The organism is Moorena producens 3L (assembly GCF_000211815.1).
GTDB classification, from domain to species: domain Bacteria; phylum Cyanobacteriota; class Cyanobacteriia; order Cyanobacteriales; family Coleofasciculaceae; genus Moorena; species Moorena producens.
Genome location: NZ_GL890945.1, coordinates 83845 through 100620 on the forward strand (window position 1 = coordinate 83845; position 16776 = coordinate 100620).

Annotated in this window: 18 protein-coding genes; 10 read left to right on the plus strand and 8 right to left on the minus strand. The window is 43.7% G+C overall.

What is annotated here, in order from left to right:
* The first annotated feature begins 3 nt into the window (after positions 1–3).
* Both LYNGBM3L_RS22025 and LYNGBM3L_RS41440 read left to right on the plus strand, forming a co-directional pair.
* Positions 4–1212: a glutathione S-transferase family protein gene (locus tag LYNGBM3L_RS22025; RefSeq protein ID WP_009148893.1), complete on the plus strand. Its 1209-nt coding sequence runs from the start codon at positions 4–6 to the stop codon at positions 1210–1212.
* 66 nt (positions 1213–1278) lie between these two features.
* The gene (locus LYNGBM3L_RS41440) at positions 1279–1458 is read left to right on the plus strand and encodes a hypothetical protein (protein WP_131827118.1); all 180 of its coding nucleotides are present in this window, start codon (positions 1279–1281) and stop codon (positions 1456–1458) included.
* 69 nt (positions 1459–1527) lie between these two features.
* Here LYNGBM3L_RS41440 and LYNGBM3L_RS44090 read toward each other — a convergent pair whose 3' ends face one another.
* Positions 1528–1665 carry a hypothetical protein gene (locus tag LYNGBM3L_RS44090; protein ID WP_009148895.1) on the minus strand — a complete coding sequence of 46 codons (138 nt, stop codon included), beginning with the start codon at positions 1663–1665 and terminating at the stop codon, positions 1528–1530.
* Positions 1666–1704: 39 nt separating this feature from the next.
* On the opposite strand from LYNGBM3L_RS44090, the gene ppk2 reads away from it, so the two are divergent.
* Positions 1705–2688 (plus strand): polyphosphate kinase 2, encoded by a 984-nt coding sequence (gene ppk2 / locus LYNGBM3L_RS22030; protein ID WP_009148897.1) that lies wholly within the window; start codon positions 1705–1707, stop codon positions 2686–2688.
* 14 nt (positions 2689–2702) lie between these two features.
* Here the strand turns inward: ppk2 and LYNGBM3L_RS22035 are convergent, their stop codons facing one another.
* Both LYNGBM3L_RS22035 and LYNGBM3L_RS22040 read right to left on the minus strand, forming a co-directional pair.
* Positions 2703–3161, minus strand: coding sequence for a hypothetical protein (locus LYNGBM3L_RS22035; RefSeq protein ID WP_009148899.1), 459 nt, complete (start codon positions 3159–3161; stop codon positions 2703–2705).
* A gap of 334 nt (positions 3162–3495) precedes the next feature.
* Entirely contained in the window at positions 3496–5043 is a 1548-nt protein-coding gene (locus LYNGBM3L_RS22040; protein WP_044494306.1) for an ammonium transporter, read from the minus strand.
* A 605-nt stretch (positions 5044–5648) separates the two neighbouring features.
* Between LYNGBM3L_RS22040 and LYNGBM3L_RS22045 the strand changes: the two genes are divergently transcribed.
* The 4 genes from LYNGBM3L_RS22045 to LYNGBM3L_RS22060 all read left to right on the plus strand — a co-directional run bounded on the left by LYNGBM3L_RS22045 (position 5649) and on the right by LYNGBM3L_RS22060 (position 11380).
* The gene (locus tag LYNGBM3L_RS22045) at positions 5649–5867 is read left to right on the plus strand and encodes a hypothetical protein (RefSeq protein WP_009148905.1); all 219 of its coding nucleotides are present in this window, start codon (positions 5649–5651) and stop codon (positions 5865–5867) included.
* 752 nt (positions 5868–6619) lie between these two features.
* On the plus strand, positions 6620–7111 hold the full coding sequence (locus LYNGBM3L_RS22050; protein WP_009148907.1) for a hypothetical protein: 492 nt from the start codon (positions 6620–6622) through the stop codon (positions 7109–7111).
* Positions 7112–10675: an NB-ARC domain-containing protein gene (locus LYNGBM3L_RS22055; protein ID WP_044494307.1), complete on the plus strand. Its 3564-nt coding sequence runs from the start codon at positions 7112–7114 to the stop codon at positions 10673–10675. It begins immediately after the preceding gene.
* Positions 10676–11098: 423 nt separating this feature from the next.
* Entirely contained in the window at positions 11099–11380 is a 282-nt protein-coding gene (locus LYNGBM3L_RS22060) for a hypothetical protein (RefSeq protein ID WP_009148911.1), read from the plus strand.
* A 191-nt stretch (positions 11381–11571) separates the two neighbouring features.
* On the opposite strand, the gene LYNGBM3L_RS48875 is transcribed toward LYNGBM3L_RS22060, so the two are convergent.
* Positions 11572–11697: a hypothetical protein gene (locus tag LYNGBM3L_RS48875; protein WP_009148913.1), complete on the minus strand. Its 126-nt coding sequence runs from the start codon at positions 11695–11697 to the stop codon at positions 11572–11574.
* 31 nt (positions 11698–11728) lie between these two features.
* Between LYNGBM3L_RS48875 and LYNGBM3L_RS22065 the strand changes: the two genes are divergently transcribed.
* The gene (locus LYNGBM3L_RS22065; protein ID WP_044494309.1) at positions 11729–11953 is read left to right on the plus strand and encodes a type II toxin-antitoxin system HicA family toxin; all 225 of its coding nucleotides are present in this window, start codon (positions 11729–11731) and stop codon (positions 11951–11953) included.
* A complete protein-coding gene (locus LYNGBM3L_RS22070; protein WP_009148918.1) occupies positions 11950–12162 on the plus strand; it encodes a type II toxin-antitoxin system HicB family antitoxin in 213 nt (70 codons plus the stop codon). The genes LYNGBM3L_RS22065 and LYNGBM3L_RS22070 overlap by 4 nt, the downstream gene beginning before the upstream one ends.
* A gap of 156 nt (positions 12163–12318) precedes the next feature.
* On the opposite strand, the gene LYNGBM3L_RS22075 is transcribed toward LYNGBM3L_RS22070, so the two are convergent.
* Positions 12319–12876, minus strand: a complete 558-nt coding sequence (locus LYNGBM3L_RS22075; RefSeq protein WP_009148920.1) for a Uma2 family endonuclease — start codon at positions 12874–12876, stop codon at positions 12319–12321.
* A 15-nt stretch (positions 12877–12891) separates the two neighbouring features.
* Between LYNGBM3L_RS22075 and LYNGBM3L_RS41445 the strand changes: the two genes are divergently transcribed.
* On the plus strand, positions 12892–13140 hold the full coding sequence (locus LYNGBM3L_RS41445; RefSeq protein WP_131827117.1) for a hypothetical protein: 249 nt from the start codon (positions 12892–12894) through the stop codon (positions 13138–13140).
* Here the strand turns inward: LYNGBM3L_RS41445 and LYNGBM3L_RS22080 are convergent.
* The 3 genes from LYNGBM3L_RS22080 to LYNGBM3L_RS22090 all read right to left on the minus strand — a co-directional run bounded on the left by LYNGBM3L_RS22080 (position 13133) and on the right by LYNGBM3L_RS22090 (position 16624).
* Positions 13133–13720, minus strand: a complete 588-nt coding sequence (locus LYNGBM3L_RS22080; protein ID WP_009148922.1) for a serine O-acetyltransferase — start codon at positions 13718–13720, stop codon at positions 13133–13135. The genes LYNGBM3L_RS41445 and LYNGBM3L_RS22080 overlap by 8 nt on opposite strands.
* 311 nt (positions 13721–14031) lie before the next feature.
* Complete coding sequence (locus LYNGBM3L_RS22085; protein WP_009148925.1) at positions 14032–15042, minus strand: glycosyltransferase family 2 protein; 1011 nt, start codon at positions 15040–15042, stop codon at positions 14032–14034.
* 166 nt (positions 15043–15208) lie between these two features.
* Entirely contained in the window at positions 15209–16624 is a 1416-nt protein-coding gene (locus tag LYNGBM3L_RS22090; protein WP_044494311.1) for a hypothetical protein, read from the minus strand.
* Positions 16625–16776: the final 152 nt, after the last annotated feature.

Genomic DNA, 16776 nt, shown 5'->3' on the forward strand with positions numbered 1-16776 from the left:
CCCATGAGTATCGCCCCCCTAACCTGGCAAGAACTAGAAGCTCTGACGGATTTTCAAATAGATACTGTTAATGGAGCTACTAACGCTCAATCCTGTTTGCGCCTATTTGGTTTTACTGAATCTGATATTCGGGTTACCCTATACCGCGATAACCACGCTTGGTGCCCTTACTGCCAGAAAACTTGGCTATGGTTGGAAGAAAAACAGATTCCTTATCGTATCAAAAAAGTTACCATGTTTTGTTATGGTAAGAAAGAAAGTTGGTACAAGCAGAAAGTGCCATCGGGGATGCTACCAGCTCTAGATCTAGATGGTAACTTGATTACCGAAAGTGATGACATTTTAATCGGATTAGAACGGGTTTTTAAACCCTTAGAACAAAGCATGAAAGACCCCGCTGTCATCAACCTACGGCAGTTGGAGAGACTTCTGTTTAGAGCTTGGTGTACTTGGTTGTGCTATCCTACACGTTCATCTAAAGAAGAACAAAATCACCAAGACCAATTTGTTAAAGTGGTGGAGATGGTGGAAAATGCCCTAAGCTCCACTCCGGGTCCTTACTGTTTGGATCAGTTCGGTACTGTTGATGTGATTTTCATGCCTTATGTCGAACGCATGAATGCCAGTCTTTATTACTACAAAGGCTATTCTTTGAGGGAAGAAAATCCTCGATTGGCAGCTTGGTTTGAGGCCATGGAAACCCGACCTACCTATCGTGGCACCCAGAGCGACTTCCACACCCATGTCCATGATTTGCCTCCCCAGATGGGGGGCTGCTGGCCAAACGATAAACCCCAGACGTTAATCAATCAGGCACGGGTGGACAATGGTCCTTGGGAAGGGCTACCGGATGTAACTTACCCAGAACCGGAAACTTCCCGTACTGAAGCTCTCCAACGAGTGCTTAAACACCGCACCAATATCATTCGAGTTAACCCCGCCGACGAGACCTTGTTTGATCCAGCCCTGCGTTGTGCCTTGACACACATGATTACCGGGGAAACCTGTATGCCACCCTTGGGTTCAGATCCTGCTCTGCGATATTTGCGCGATAGAATTAGTGTTCCTCGGGATATGTCTATCTATGCTGCTAAGAGGCTCAGAGAGTCTCTGGAAAAAACTGCCTCTTTAGTAGGAAATGGTCAAGGTTCTGCTATTCCCATCCGTCACCGACGTGACCAAGATCCAGCGAACTTTGCCAAGGCGATCTAGAGTTGCGATCGCACTAATTGGGTGTATCTTATATTTGTAAAAAAGTGATTAATCGTAGGGTGGGCAGTGCCTACCAACCCTATGGGCAGCTTCGTGAATCTGCCTGATCCACTGCCCACCCTACATCTTACCAACTACATCTCAGTAAGGTGGGCAGTGCCTAGCCACCTGATGGGCAACTTGGTGAATCTGCCTAATCCACTGCCCACCTTACATCTACATCAACTAGAGTTGCGATCGCACTAAGTTTATCCAGCATATTAATCCTAGGGTGGGCAGTGCCTAGCCACCTGATGGCCAGCTTAGTGAATCTGCCTAATCCACTGCCCACCCTACATCTACATCAACTAGAGTTGCGATCGCACTAAGTTTATCCAGCATATTAATCCTAGGGTGGGCAGTGCCTAGCCACCTGATGACCAGCTTGGTTAATCTGCCTGATCCACTGCCCACCCTACATCAAGCTCAATACAAATACAGGGTTGTATAGCAATGAAAAATAAATCTATGAATGGGGATCAGTCCCAACGGGCGAGCAAAAAGAAGCATCTACTAGCAGCAGATAGTAAAAAGAAAGATAAGAAAAAATTAAATAAGAAAAAATTAAATAAGAAAAAACTTAAGAAACAAAAGAAGGCCAATCTCCCAAATTCAGAACGAAAAGTGTTCTACCACATTTCTGAGGCAGAAGGCAGCTCTAAACTTCCCAGGAAAATTTATGAAAAGGAGCTTGCCCGTCTACAATTGGAACTGGTGAAAATGCAATACTGGACTAAGCATACTGGTACCCGCATTGTGATTGTGTTTGAAGGACGTGATGCAGCTGGTAAGGGGGGCACTATTAAACGGATTACCGAACCCCTAAATCCACGTGGCTGCCGAATTGTGGCATTGGGTACACCGAGTGATCGGGAAAAGACCCAATGGTATTTCCAGCGCTATGTCGCTCATCTGCCCGCAGCCGGTGAAATTGTCTGTTTTGACCGCAGTTGGTACAATCGCGCTGGGGTGGAGCATGTGATGGGTTTTTGTACCGATGCACAGTATCAGGAATTCATGCAAACCTGCCCAGAATTTGAGCGGATGTTGGTCAGATCCGGCATAATTTTGCTGAAGTATTGGTTTTCAGTTAGCGATGAAGAACAAGAGCGACGCTTCCAATCTCGCACCACCGATCCCGCTCGTCGCTGGAAGCTCAGCCCGATGGATCTAGAATCTCGCGATCGCTGGGTGGAATATTCCCAAGCAAAAGACAACATGTTGGCTCACACCAATATTCCCGAAGCCCCCTGGTTCACGGTGGAAGCTGATGACAAAAAGCGGGCTCGTCTTAATTGCATCAGTCATATTCTCAGCAAGATTCCCTACATTGATATGACACCGGAACCTCTAGAATTACCCCCACGCAAGAAGGCTCCCAATAACTATGTGCGCCCACCTCTGTATGAGCAATTCTTTGTGCCCCAGTTGTATTGACATTTGGGAACGTCCTAAAATTCAGGACTTAGGGGTTTCTTCCTGTATTTTATTTCATTATCCTTTGCCTGAGACAATAACTGATAACTATTTCGATAAGCTCCTCTAGGGTCAAGTAAAGACTGAATCTTTTGTGATGTTTCTTCAATAGCATGTAGAATCCTGCCAACGATATCAGTTTGCTTAGCTTTAACTAGCAACAAACACTGATTAGGGTAAAAAACAACAATCAGCAAAGTATCTCTAGATTCCATGAATATTTTTTCGTTGTTTACCAGACTAGGTAAGCGGTTAATCGATTGGTGAAACTCGATTATTTTATCGGCTATTTTTAGAATTTCAGTTTTATTTAATTTACCTATTAACTGAGTAATTGGCAACTGTTTATAGAGGATAACTGCACCTAAAATGTCATCATTATCAGCTACTAAATCCCTAACAATGCTATCGTAATCTTGTGTGTTTTTTGACATATTGATTATGTTCATGGGATTAATTTTGATTAAACTACTCTAGCAAAGGGAACAGGGAACAGGGAACAGGGAACAGGGAACAGGGAGTAGGGAATATGGCATCAAAATTATATCAATTGCTACACGGATTGCTATATTGATAGTCTTGATCGGTATCCAATAAAACTATGATCACACTATTCCTAAACTAATTTCATTTATGATCATAATCCTTTGGCTTAGTTTGTCTGTATCAAATTAAACTTATTTGCTGGAAAATACTGTTATTGATTACCTTCATAACCGGCTGAATCCTAGAATTTAATGGGTTTGCTTGTATCTACAGAACAGTGTGTTAATTTTGTCTTTGCTGATCCCTCAGCGGTGATTGCTTGAGATCTCCCTTAAACAAAAAGCCACTGTAGGCATTCATACGGTGTTCGTGGAAATCTAGACCTTCAATTTCTGCTTTTTCTGTAACCCTTAGACTTGAGGAAAGTATACGTTTAACTAATAACCAAGCTAGCCAGCTCAGGAAAACCGTTGACACATCTACAGCAACAATGCCGAGTAGTTGAATAAAAAGCTGCCGGATACTATCTATCCCGCCACCACAGAATAGTCCGGCTACTGGACCGTTACCAATACTATACAAATCACCAGGTCCTTCACTGAAAAGACCTAAAGCCAGTGTTCCCCAGACTCCACCGACAAGATGGACAGAAATAGCACCTACTGGATCATCAATTTTCATCCTGTCCCAGAAGTCTACTGAAAAGACCACTATTATTCCTGCCAGCAGACCTATGGTGATAGCGCTACCAATGGTAACGAATCGACAGGATGCGGTAATGGCTACCAAACCCGACAGTACTCCGTTAATAATCATAGTGGGGTCAGGCTTACTGTCAGGATCCCTTGGGTCAAGCCAGGTAGTTAGAGCTGCGGCAATACCCCCTGCACAAGCTGCTGTATTAGTGGTGAGGACAATATGGCTAATTGCGTTGGGATCTAAATTCGTCGTTCCGGGATTAAAAATCGTTGAGCCGGGGTTAAAACCAAACCAGCCCAGCCATAAAATCAAGCAACCTAGAATCGCCAGGCTGAGATTGTGTCCGGGCAGCCCATAGGAAACGCCATCTATATATTTGCCCTTGCGTGGTCCGAGAAGGTAAGCACCTACTAAGGCACAGCAACCGCCTACGGAGTGAACTACCGTTGAACCAGCAAAGTCCCAAAATTTCAGCCCTTGTAGCCAGCCTCCTCCTAGCCAGCCTCCTCCCCAAATCCAGTGACCCGTGATTGGGTAAATGATGCCGACAAGTAGAAGGCTGAACAGACAAAAGGCAGAAAATTTGATGCGCTCGGCCACTGCTCCAGAGACAATAGTGGCAGCAGTTCCAGCAAAAACCAGTTGAAAAAAGAATTTGGCGTTGAGGGGTATACCAATATCTTTTAGTGAATAGAAGACACCGTTGTAGGCTTCTCCTATGGCTGGACTATTATCTGATCCCGAAAGGAAAAAGCCATTGAAACCTAAAACAGGGTTGCCATCACCAAACATGAAAGCAAAGCCAACTGCCCAGTAAGCGGCTGTAGACAGGGCAAACACAATCAGGTTTTTAGTCAAAATGTTGGCGGCATTCTTTTGGCGGCAAAGACCAACCTCCAACATCCCAAAGCCCGCGTTCATGAAGAATACTAAACAACCAGTGAATATCACCCAGATAGTATTCACGGTGATTTGGAGCGATTCAAGGGTAGTCTTAAAAGGTGGATTCTGGGCTACTGCTACCTCGGCACACAACAGAATAATTATTGGGATTAAGGGCAAGCAAACTTTCCAGCTTTGCAGCCTCCAAGCGCTGATGCACCTTAACCTTTTGCGCTTTTGTTTAGACATTAGTAATCAAAGGTTTAGTGCTTAGAATAAAAATCAATACTTGTAAGCATTCAGCTGTCAGCTTACGTGGTAATCGACAGTGGTATGGGAATCATGGTCAAATAATTGATTCCAAATCCTGTCGATGGATACCTACAATCTCGGTTATCTGTGATCATTATGAATTAGTACAAATAACCTAGTAGACAACTGAATTAATTAATTTTTTTTGGCCTTGGGCTACTAGTGAAAACTCTTTTGGCGTAGATAAAATGTTGGCGTAGATAACACCCTAATCTTAAATCAGCCTAAGTCATGAGTGACCATTGACTTGGCTTATCCTTACACTAGTTCCCTTGATTCTATGAGTAACTATAACTATTAACTCCCCGGGCACTTGATAGTGTTTTTCCAGGAACAGTTAAGCACTATCTTACTCTTAGAGTAGACGATATTTTCACTATTGTATGCTAGCATTACCCTTTTTCTTTTTTTATTCGTCGAAATATATTCCTGTTTTTTTACTCTCATAAAATGTAATTATTCAGCAGTCAGCTGTCAGCCGTCAGCTGTCAGCCGTTGGCCTTTGGCACCTCAAGTAGCACCTCAAGTAGCGGATTAGCTGAATGCTTACAGTTGCGGCAGGAAACGGGCAAGATGCCCGTTCCACCAAGATGCCCATGGCACCAAGATGCCCGTTCCACCAAGATGCCCATGCCAGCAAGATACCCATGCCAGTAAGATGCCTGTTCCACCAAGATGCCCATGGCACCAAGATGCCCATGGCACCTACCGGGTCAAACCGCAAAAATGAGATGCACCCAAGAGTCGATAACCAGGATTGATGATCGTGATTTTTTTTTGCATGATGGAAGTAACTCCTATTTAGGAGGGAGGAAAGCCGCGCTGGTCGTGGTTAACAGGTATTGCCAGCGCGGCTATTAGTTTCAGTCGTCACCTTCTATACTATACATAACTCCTCGAAAAAATGCAAGGCTTAATTAAAATCTTTTACATTTATTTACAAATAGTATTGATAGCCATTGATGTACTAAATTATGTTTAATTTGTACAGGATTTTTTTATGGTATTCTATTTTGATCGAGCAGGGAACAGGGAATAGGAAATATCAAAAAATCTGTTTAACTGATAGAGCATCAAGAATATTAATGTAGGGTGGGCAGTGCCAAAGATAGATAACAGCAGCTGGCGATCGCATTAGTAGGCACTGCCCACCGCGCGAATTAATCACAATAGAGAATATTGATGTAGGGTGGGCAGTGCCAAAGATAGATAACAGCAGCTAGAGATAGGATGACTAGGCACTGCCCACCAAAGAATTAATCACAATAGAATATTGATGTAGGGTGGGCAGTGCCAAAGATAGATAACAGCAGCTGGCGATCGCATTAGTAGGCACTGCCCACCAAAGAATTAATCACAATAGAATATTGATGTAGGGTGGGCAGTGCCAAAGATAGATAAGAGCATCTGGCGATAGCATTAGTAGGCACTGCCCACCCTACTAACTACTAACTAACTCACCCAATTTAAAAATACTATAATAAACCAAGACTCTGAATAATCTCCTTCAACTATGGAACCATTAGCCGCTGCCGTTGTCGCTATTTCTACTGTGCTCGCCACTAAAGCCTTAGAAAAAACTGGGGAAAATGTCGGGCAAGTTATCTGGGATACACCTAAGCGGTTGTTTCTGGAATCCTTCAGAAAAGAGTCTCCAGATACAGTAATGGCGATCGAGCAAGCTCCAGAGCAACCCCTCGATTATGCCGAAGTGGTATTGCAGCTAGAAACAGCAGCGAAGCAAAATCCCGAAGTTGCCCAAGCCATGGAGCGTTTGGTGACTACTGTTGATGCTGAAGCTTTGCCTAATTTAGAGGAAATTATTCAAGACATTAACAAAGCCTTGGAATCCCACAAAGCTAAGCGTGACAATTACAACATTGAGAAAGTAGATAACCAGGGTAACTTCGTCCAAGGAGAGAGTATTCATAAAGATAATACTAATATTGGAGGAAGCCAAAATATTATTAAAGGCGACCAAACTATTACTTATAATAATACTTGACTGCCGTCGCCTGGGAGTCAGGTTAACCAAACTCGACCAAATCAAGCACCCCCACTACCTCCGTATTATGTCGAACGCCGGGAAGTAAGCCAAGAACTAAAACAAATTCTGTTATCCCAAGAAACTGCTAGAGCTGGCACTTTAGTGGTTAGTGCGATCTATGGCTTAGGAGGAATTGGTAAATCCACCATTACTGCAGCCTTAGCCCATGACGAGGAGGTTCAATCCCATTTTACCGATGGTATTTTTTGGGCAACCTTAGGTCAGCAACCTGATATTTTATCGTTTCTAAGTACGTGGATACAGCAATTAGGAGATTATGACTTTAAACCGATTAACATTCATAGCGCTTCTTTACAACTAAGAACACTATTATCCGATAAAAAAGCGTTGCTAGTCGTGGATGATGTTTGGCATCCTGACCATGTTGACCCCTTTCGAGTAGCAGGGAGTGGCTGTCGGGTGTTAGTAACTACACGAGAAGCTCCAGTTAAGGGTGCGATTCGCTATGATTTAGATGTGATGACTCTAAATCAATCCTTGGAGTTATTAACCGCTTGTTTCAACAATGAGTTAACTAATCAAGAACTCGACTATGCTAAAATTTTAGCGAAAACTGTGGGCTACTTACCCCTAGCATTAGAATTAGCTGCTGCCCAAGTTAGGGATGGATTCTCTTGGGAAGAGTTACTGGATGAGTTACAAGCAGAAATTGCTGACTTGGAAGCTTTGGATCGATGGGAAGCAGAGGAAGAGCCAAGTGACGCTAAGCGCAAAAACTACAGTCTTGTGGCTTCGTTTAATCTAAGTTTAAAGCGATTATCCCCCGAGAGATTGCAAAAATTTGCTTGGTTAGGGGTACTGCCGGAGGATGTCACTATTACTGAAACCATGGCGACTACCTTATGGGAATGTAATTCAGTTGAAGCAAAAGATAATTTAAAATACTTAAGACAAAAAGCCTTATTACTACCTGGTGTTTCTAGTACCGAAAAAACTAACTATCGCCTCCATGACCTGTTACATGATTTAGCCCTTAATCTGCTGACTAGGTCTGCTACACCAGAACAAGCCTCTCAATTACCAGGGCTAGGATTATCAATCCCAGAAGCTCATCAGCAATTATTAGAACGTTATCAAAAGGCTACCAGCGCAAACCGGGATAAAATGCCGAGCATGATTAGCTCAATCGTCCAGAGGCTGCAAGTATTACTATATAATGTATTTCGCTTTAAGTTGCTAGCCTATCAAAAAAAGACAGATTTGGAATTATGGCATACCTTATCCGATGATGGTTATATTTATAACCACTTAACCTGGCACCTAGAGAAAGCTGAAAAGATAAATGACATTCATCAACTCCTGAAAGAAGAAACTCCAGAAGGAGATAACGGCTGGTATTGGCAGTGTGATAGACAGGGAAAAACTGCCAATTTTGTTAAAGATGTATCGAGAGCTTGGGCAATAGCAGCAGCCAATTTTACAGAAAATCAGAAAGAATCGATTAGTCTACAGTGTCGGTATGCTCTGATTACCACATCCCTCAATAGCTTGGCTAGAAATATTCCTCCAGAGTTAATGGCAGCATTACTTAAGAACAAAATTTGGATGCCAGCCCAGGCACTAGCTTATGTGCGACAGAATAAAGATTCTAGTAGGCAAGCACAGGGTTTGGAGGCAATTATTGAGTATCTTCCCCCTTCTTTATTACCGGAAGCCTTAGATTGCGCCAGAGGGATTTCGCATGAAGAAGACCGAGCCAATACCTTAAGAGCCTTAGCCCCCCACTTATCGGAAGTGTTGTTACACCAAGCCTTAGAAGTCGCCAGAGGGATTTCGGATGAATCCTCCCGAGCATTAGCCTTAAGAGCCTTAGCCCCCCACTTACCGGATGTGTTATCCCAAGCCTTAGATTGCGCTAGAGAGATTAAGTATGAATACCAGCGAGCATTAGCCTTAATCGGCTTAGCCCCTCACTTACCCGATGTGTTGTTACCCCAAGCCTTAGATTGCGCCAGAGGGATTTCCGATGAATACTCCCGAGCCAGAGCCTTAGTGGCCTTAGCCCCCGACTTACCGGATGTGTTACCCCAAGCCTTAGATTGCGCCAGAAGGATTTCGGATCAACACCACCGAGCATTAGCCTTAGGAGACTTAGCCCCCTACTTACCCGATGTGTTACCGGAAGCTTTAGATTGCGCCAGAGGGATTTGGGATCAATACCACCGAGCCAATGCCTTAGTCGCCTTAGCCTCCCACTTACCCGATGTGTTATCGGAAGCCTTAGATTGCGCCAGAAGGATTTCCGATAAATACTACCGAGCATTAGCCTTAGGACACTTAGCTCCCCACTTACCCGATGTGTTATCGGAAGCCTTAGATTGCGCCAGAGGGATTTCGTTTGAATCCTCCCGAGCATTAGCCTTAATCGCCTTAGCCCCCCACTTACCCGATGTGTTACCAGAAGCTTTAGATTGCGCCAGAGGGATTGAGTTTGAAAACTCCCGAGCCGATGCCTTAGTCGCCTTAGTCCCCCACTTACCCGATGTGTTACCAGAAGCCTTAGATTGTGCCAGACGGATTTCCGATGAAAACTCCCGAGCATTAGCCTTAGTCGCCTTAGTCCCCCACTTACCCGATGTGTTACCAGAAGCTTTAGACTGCGCCAGAGGGATTGGACATGAATACTCCCGAGCCGATGCCTTAGTCGCCTTAGTCCCCCACTTACCCGATCTGTTACCGGAAGCCTTAGATTGCGCCAGAGGGATTTCGGATCAATACCACCGAGCCGAAGCCTTAGTCGCCTTAGCCCCCCAGTTACCCGATGTGTTATCGGAAGCCTTAGATTGCGCCAGAGGGATTTCCCATGAATGCTTCCGAGGTTATGCCTTAGTCGCCTTAGTCCCCCACTTACCCGATCTGTTACCGGAAGCCTTAGATTGCGCCAGAGGGATTTCGGATCAATACCACCGAGCCGAAGCCTTAGTCGCCTTAGCCCCCCAGTTACCCGATGTGTTATCGGAAGCCTTAGATTGCGCCAGAGGTATTCGGGATAAATACTTCCGAGCCAGAGCCTTAGTCGCCTTAGCCCCCCATTTACCGGATGTGTTACCTCAAGCCTTAGATTGCGCCAGAGGGATTAAGTCTGAAAAAGAACGAGCTCATGCCTTAGTCGCCTTAGCCCCCCACTTACCCGATGTGTTGTTACCCAAAGCCTTAGATTGCGCCAGAGGGATTTCCGATGAAAAAGACCGAGCCGATGCCTTAGTCGCCTTAGCCCCCCACTTACCGGATCTGTTGCCAGAAGCCTTAGATTGCGCCAGAGCAATTGGGTCTGAATCCAACCGAGCCAGTGCCTTACAGGGCTTAATTAAGAGATTAACTCCTTCGTCAGTTGATTTTCCTTTTTGGCAACAAATTCTTGATGGTTTAGCTAGTCTAACCCGTCCCAATTTTCTTAAAGCTCTTCCTGAATTAGCTCCTTTAATCATCAAGTTTGGGGGTATTGAAGCCCTAATAGAAACGGTGGCAGCGGTTGATGATGTTAGTCGATGGTGGAAATAGGGAATCGGGAATCGGGAATCGGGAATCGGGAATCGGGAAGAGATAAGAGTTAATCAAGGATAGAGGAATTATTATTAGCTTTAGAGGATATCTGAAAAGTTTTTTATACTGAATTTTGCCCCCCTAGCCCCCCAATTCTGGGGGGAAAAAGAATCCATTTGTTGCTAAAAGTCCCCCAAAATTGGGGGATTTAGGGGGCTTGGATGTAGCAAATGAGACAATGAGACTTCTCAGACAACCTCTTACTGGCTGTGAAGTTAACCAATGTTAGGATTCAGTTGATGCCTGTGCCATGGGGAATAATTGCGCTAAGCTAATGTTAGCTTAATCATGGGCAAGTTTCGTTTTGCTAACTAAGCTAGACTATATATAACCTAAATTAATAATAAGTAAGCCTCTCATCTCCTCAAAACAATACTATCCATGGAAAACGTCAATCAAATCACTTTAAATTTACCCACAGATTTGCTAAAAACTACAGAACAGCTAATTCAAACAGGACTAGTCAATAATCTTGAGGAATTAGTTGTATTAGCATTGCATCATGAAATTGTTAAACTTAAACAATTACAGCAAAACAATCAACAGCTACCAGAAAATAACAATAGTGTAGATGATCCGATTTGGGGACTCGGAGAGAATCCAGTTGTAGGTGGAGTCAGTGATGCTTCTACATCTATTGATCAGTATTTATATAACTATTAATAATGAATTGCTTGTTTTTAGACACAAGCTATATGATAGCTTTAGAATTGGCGGATGACTAAAATCACTCAATCACGTTAAATCATTGGCAATGCTGTTGTCGAATTCTTCTCACCCATTCGCTACTATTTTGAGTATCTTGTCGATCACGACCCATACCAATAAAAGGTTGATCCTCTAATTCCAGAGGATTAAGAGATGCCGGTTTTTTCTGTTACATACTGTTTTTTGAACACCTCAATGATATCGGCAATAATTTTTTGAGCGTCTTCTGGTAGTTCTTGAATATCTTTGGTCAGTTGTTCTAGGTCACCCATAAGTCTTAGGAAGTATGTTATAGTTATTGGCATGCCGAAAAAAATAAGACAATTAAAGCAAATGTTGCAGAAAGCAGGATTTCAACTCTTGCCTAAGCGGGGAAAAGGTAGTCATTCTTATTGGGTTCATCCACTAATCACAAATCCTGTAGTTCTGTCTGGTAAAGATAGTAACGATTCCAAGCCTTATCAAGAAAAAGAAGTAATAGAAGTACTCAAAGAACTGGCACAATTAGAACAGGAGGATGAATCATGAAATATAGCATTTTAATTCAATGGTCAGAGGAAGATAACTCTTATGTGGCTAGTTTACCCGAATGGGGTAACTATGCTCGTACCCACGGTGACACCTATGAGGAAGCTCTTGAGAATGCTAAGGAAGTTTTAGAGGATTTGGTGTACGCCTATAGCCAAGTTAATAAAGAGTTACCAACTCCAAAGATACTAGAGGTAGCATTAAATTAGCCTAAAAGTAAGCATTAACCTATTATAGCAATTTTACGACTTGTGAGGTACAAATATCTGGGTTTTAGGGAGCAGGGAGCAGGGAGCAGCGCTGCATCGCTATTGCCTATTGCTAGCATGCCTATTGCCTATTGCTAGCATGCCTATTGCCTTGCGCTATACATCTTCATACAAAGCTTCAATACTAGTCCTAAAATCCACAGTTTCTAGATGAATCTCACTGCCCGGATCATAAAATTGCAATGTCCAAATTCCCTCGGAATTCCGGCGAAAGCAATCTAAGCGTTGACGGTTTTGGCTAATTAAAACATATTCCACCAAGGTGTCTAGTTTTCGATAATCATAAAATTTATCACCCCGGTCAAAGGCTTCAGTTTTTGGAGATAAAACTTCTACAATTAAACAGGGATATTTTTTATAATTGCTCAATTCTCGGTCTCTGGCATCGCAAGTCACGAAAACATCAGGATAATAATAACTATTGGATGCTTCGACATAAGCTTTCATATCTGCCATATAAACCCGACAGCCAGTGCCCCTGACATGATTTCTTAACAGAGCAAATAAGTTACCGGCAATAGTAACATGGGCATCACTCGCGCCAGCCATGGCATAGACTTCTCCATCAATATACTCGTGTTTGATGGCACTATCTTCTTCGTAGGATAGATACTCTTCGTTTGAAATGTAATTGGGGCTTGGATCAGCAATCATGACAATTTCAAGACAGTGACTCTATTAGTATATAATAAAGGGAGTCGGCAGTCGGTAACAGGCAAGAGGCAAGAGGCAAGAGGCAATAGGCATGCTAGCAATAGGCATGCTAGCAATAGACAAGCCGATTCCCGATTCCCGATTCCCGATTCCCGATTCCCGATTCCCGATTCCCGATTCCCGATTCCCGATTCCCGATTCCCGATTCCCGATTCCCGATTCCCGATTCCCGATTCCCGATTCCCTTGTTTACATCTCAACTAGAGCCATTCTCGTCGAAAGAACGCATCTTAATAACTTTAGCAGGAATTCCCACTACCGTTGCGCCAGCAGGTACATCAGATAAAACTACAGCATTAGCACCAATATTTGCCCCATTACCGATAGTAACCTTGCCAAAAATCTTGGCACCAGCCCCAACATTGACACTTTTTCCTAAAATGGGGGCATCCAAAGGACGATCTAAGTAACGATTCCCCAAAGTTACTCCTTGACGGAGGATAGTATCATCACCAATGGTGCAATCCCCATGAATCACAATCCCACTTTGATGCTCAATAATTACTCGGCGACCAAGCTTTACGGTGTAAGGTAATTCAATCCCATAGGTATTACGAACTTTACGATATAATGCTCGGTAGAGAATACTAAACGGAGCCCGTAGTAACTTCGGCTCTATGTTCATTCTCCAAACTCCAAACCGCTGCACCGCTACAGCCCGAAATCCCGGCTTAGTCCAATCACAACCATGGGCTTTCCAATCTTCTTTAATTTGTTGCCAAAGTCCCAAATTATCGGTTTTTGGCTGGGTAGAATTTGCCGTTAAATCTGTTGGCATCACCATAATCTGTTTTTAGAATGTAGAATTTAGAATGAAGAATTTAGAATTTAGAATTTAGAATCGGGAATCGGGAATCGGGAATCGGGAATTGTAAGCGGTCAGCGGTCAGCGGTCAGCGGTCAGCGGTCAGCTGACGTAACTCAGATTAAACCAATGCTTACCTGTTTTATTCAAAAGCTAAAAGCTGATAACTGATAGCTGATAGCTAATAGCTGAAAGCTAATAGCTGAAAGCTGATAGCTGATAACTGATAGCTGATAGCTAATAGCTGAAAGCTGATAACTGAAAGCTGATAGCTGATAGCTGAAACCTAATCACGAAATCTTCGGACTACTAAAAGCACCTCCTTTACAAAACACACTATTGCGCAGAAAATCAGTAAGTAACTGGGGTGGGTCATTATCGGGCTTACCTTGAACCATTCGGCGCAATTGCCACAATAAATAACTAGAAGCCCAGGTGTGATCCGCTAGAGCAGCGTAAAACCAACCATAGTTTTTAAGAAAATACCGTCGTCGAGAATCAAACACATACTGGGGTCGGCGTTTGGGTGGACGCTTGGTGTCGGTAACACCTGAACTTTGTCCAACTAAGTGGACTACGCGACTTTCAGGGACATACCAGCATTCCCAGCCAGCTCTCTGGGCTTGCAGGCAAAAGTCCATTTCTTCGTAATACATGAAATACGCTTCATCGATCAGGCCAACCTGCTCAAACACTTCCCGGCGAATAATCATACTTGCCCCAGCTACCCAATCCGTTGGACAGGGTTGGTCAGGAATCGGTGGCCAAACTACCCACTCCGATAATAATGTCGATACGATACCGAGACGCAAACCAGAATCTAGCTCACTGAGGACGGTATGAAACCGAAATGCTGAACACTGAGGGGTACTGTCAGGCTCTTCCAGGCGAGAGCCAGCAATACCCACCTGGGGATGGTCACTCATAAACTCCACCAGGGTTTTGATCGCCCTAGGACGAACAATGGTGTCTGGATTGAGCAACAACACATAATCCGGTGGCTGATTAGACTTCAGGGCTGGGCGGATCACAGCGTTATTGCCAAAGGCAAATCCACCATTGTGCTCTAGTGCCATCACCGATGCCCAACTACCCCAGTTTTCGTTTGCGATCGCATTTTTAATGGCAACAGCCGATCCATCCCCAGACGCATTATCTGCCACTACCACCTGAGTATTCGATAAACCTGGGATTTCATCCGCTAGAGAGCGTAAGCAATCAATAGTTAAACTAGGGGTTTTGTAGTTAACAATTACTATAAGTAAAGAATTTACGGGATTGTTTTTTAGTTCATTAGACATAACTAAATTTGGCGTTTTTTTTCCTTAGCTAAATAATTATTATTTGTTAGTTAATTTATATTTTTTTAGTAACAAAATCCTGTTGTTGATCGTAATAATTTACACAGATTTTTTACCCTACTCCCTACTCCCTACTCCCTACTCCCTACTCCCTGCTATATCATCCCTAATTCCGTTGAACTTGTCTTCGTTGATTACGATTTTGATTACGATTTTGATTACGATAACGCTGGGCTGCCAATGCCGGGACTTTTTTAACCTTATTGGTTGTAGGTTCTTGGATCACCAATCCTGATAGTCCTCCACAAGCCAATACAAAGACTGGATTACCATGGGCATTGAGCATAAATTCCACCATGTATAACGCTACGGCCACGGTCAGCACCGCCACTGGTGACGCTTGCCGCTTTGGCCACAACTCGGCTGGACAACGGAACCAAAACATAGTCAACACCGGCATTAGTAAGGATGTGGTCAGGCTGGCTAGTCCAACGGTACCAGTTTCACCAAACGCAATAATCCACAAACTATCTGGAACTGTAACTTGCTCACCCTTGTCATTAAAGATCAGACTTCTTCCCCATCCTCCCCAGCCAAACACGATCCGTTCCCGTGCTTTATCTACAAGTAGCTCTTCATTATCAAATCTAAACTGTAAGGATTGGATACGGTCTGCAGGAACCACACTCGATACATTTGAGATAATCTGATCACTAACGTAGGTTTCAGTCTGTGAGTTAATGTATAAGTAAGAACAAATAAGCCCAATTAGGATAAAGACTGGCAAAGCAGTACGAAATTGCTTGCCCACAAACAAGATGCCAACTCCCAAGAGTAGTAAAAAATAGGCACCAGTGGATTTGCACAATATAAATGTGATCAACAACGCAGCTACCAGCCACTTCATGGGAATATTCCAGAGTTGTTTGATCACCCCAGTGTGCCATAGCCAAATTCCCACTAAACTAGCTGCCATCATCCACATACCCACTGGCAAACCGTGGATCATAAATACTGTCGGTCTCCATCCCCCGTAACGCATTGTTTGGCCAAAGTCAGGATGAGCATGGAAGCCGTACAATATCCTATGGAGCTGGGGACTAAAACGAATTTCGTACAAACATAGGGGAACATATACCAACCCCCCCATGAAAATCCCAATTGCCAAGTCACGTAATCCACTCAAGTTATTGAGATAGATCCGACCGAGAAAATAGGGTACTCCCCAGGTCAAGGTTTGCGTCAAAACAGTAGAGAAACCATCGTAAGCCCCCAAGCCATTCGTAATAGATGAAGCCAATGGACATAGGCACCAAATCAGGATGGGCAAGTCAATCCAGCTGAATTTAAAGGAGCTAATACGCCCAACATCGTATATAAAAGTAGCCAACAAAATACCGTAGCAAGTTGCCGACATCTTAGTATAGTCAGGTAGACCAGGCAAAGCATATTCTGCCACAGGTAAGAATAGCCATGCTACGATGAAACTCACAATGACTGCCCGCTGAGCTGGAATTCTCATGAAGAGATAAAGAACAACTGGAATCCAGCCGAACATGACGATGGGGACTAAAAAACTCATTGGCTTTTTTGGGCATGAACGTGAACAGAGTTGTTTGAGTAATTATCAGCTATCAGCTATCAGCTATCAGCTATCAGCTATCAGCTATCAGGTATTAGCTATCAGCTATCAGTGATCAGCTTATGGGTTAGGTCACAGCGTCGAACCCTGGG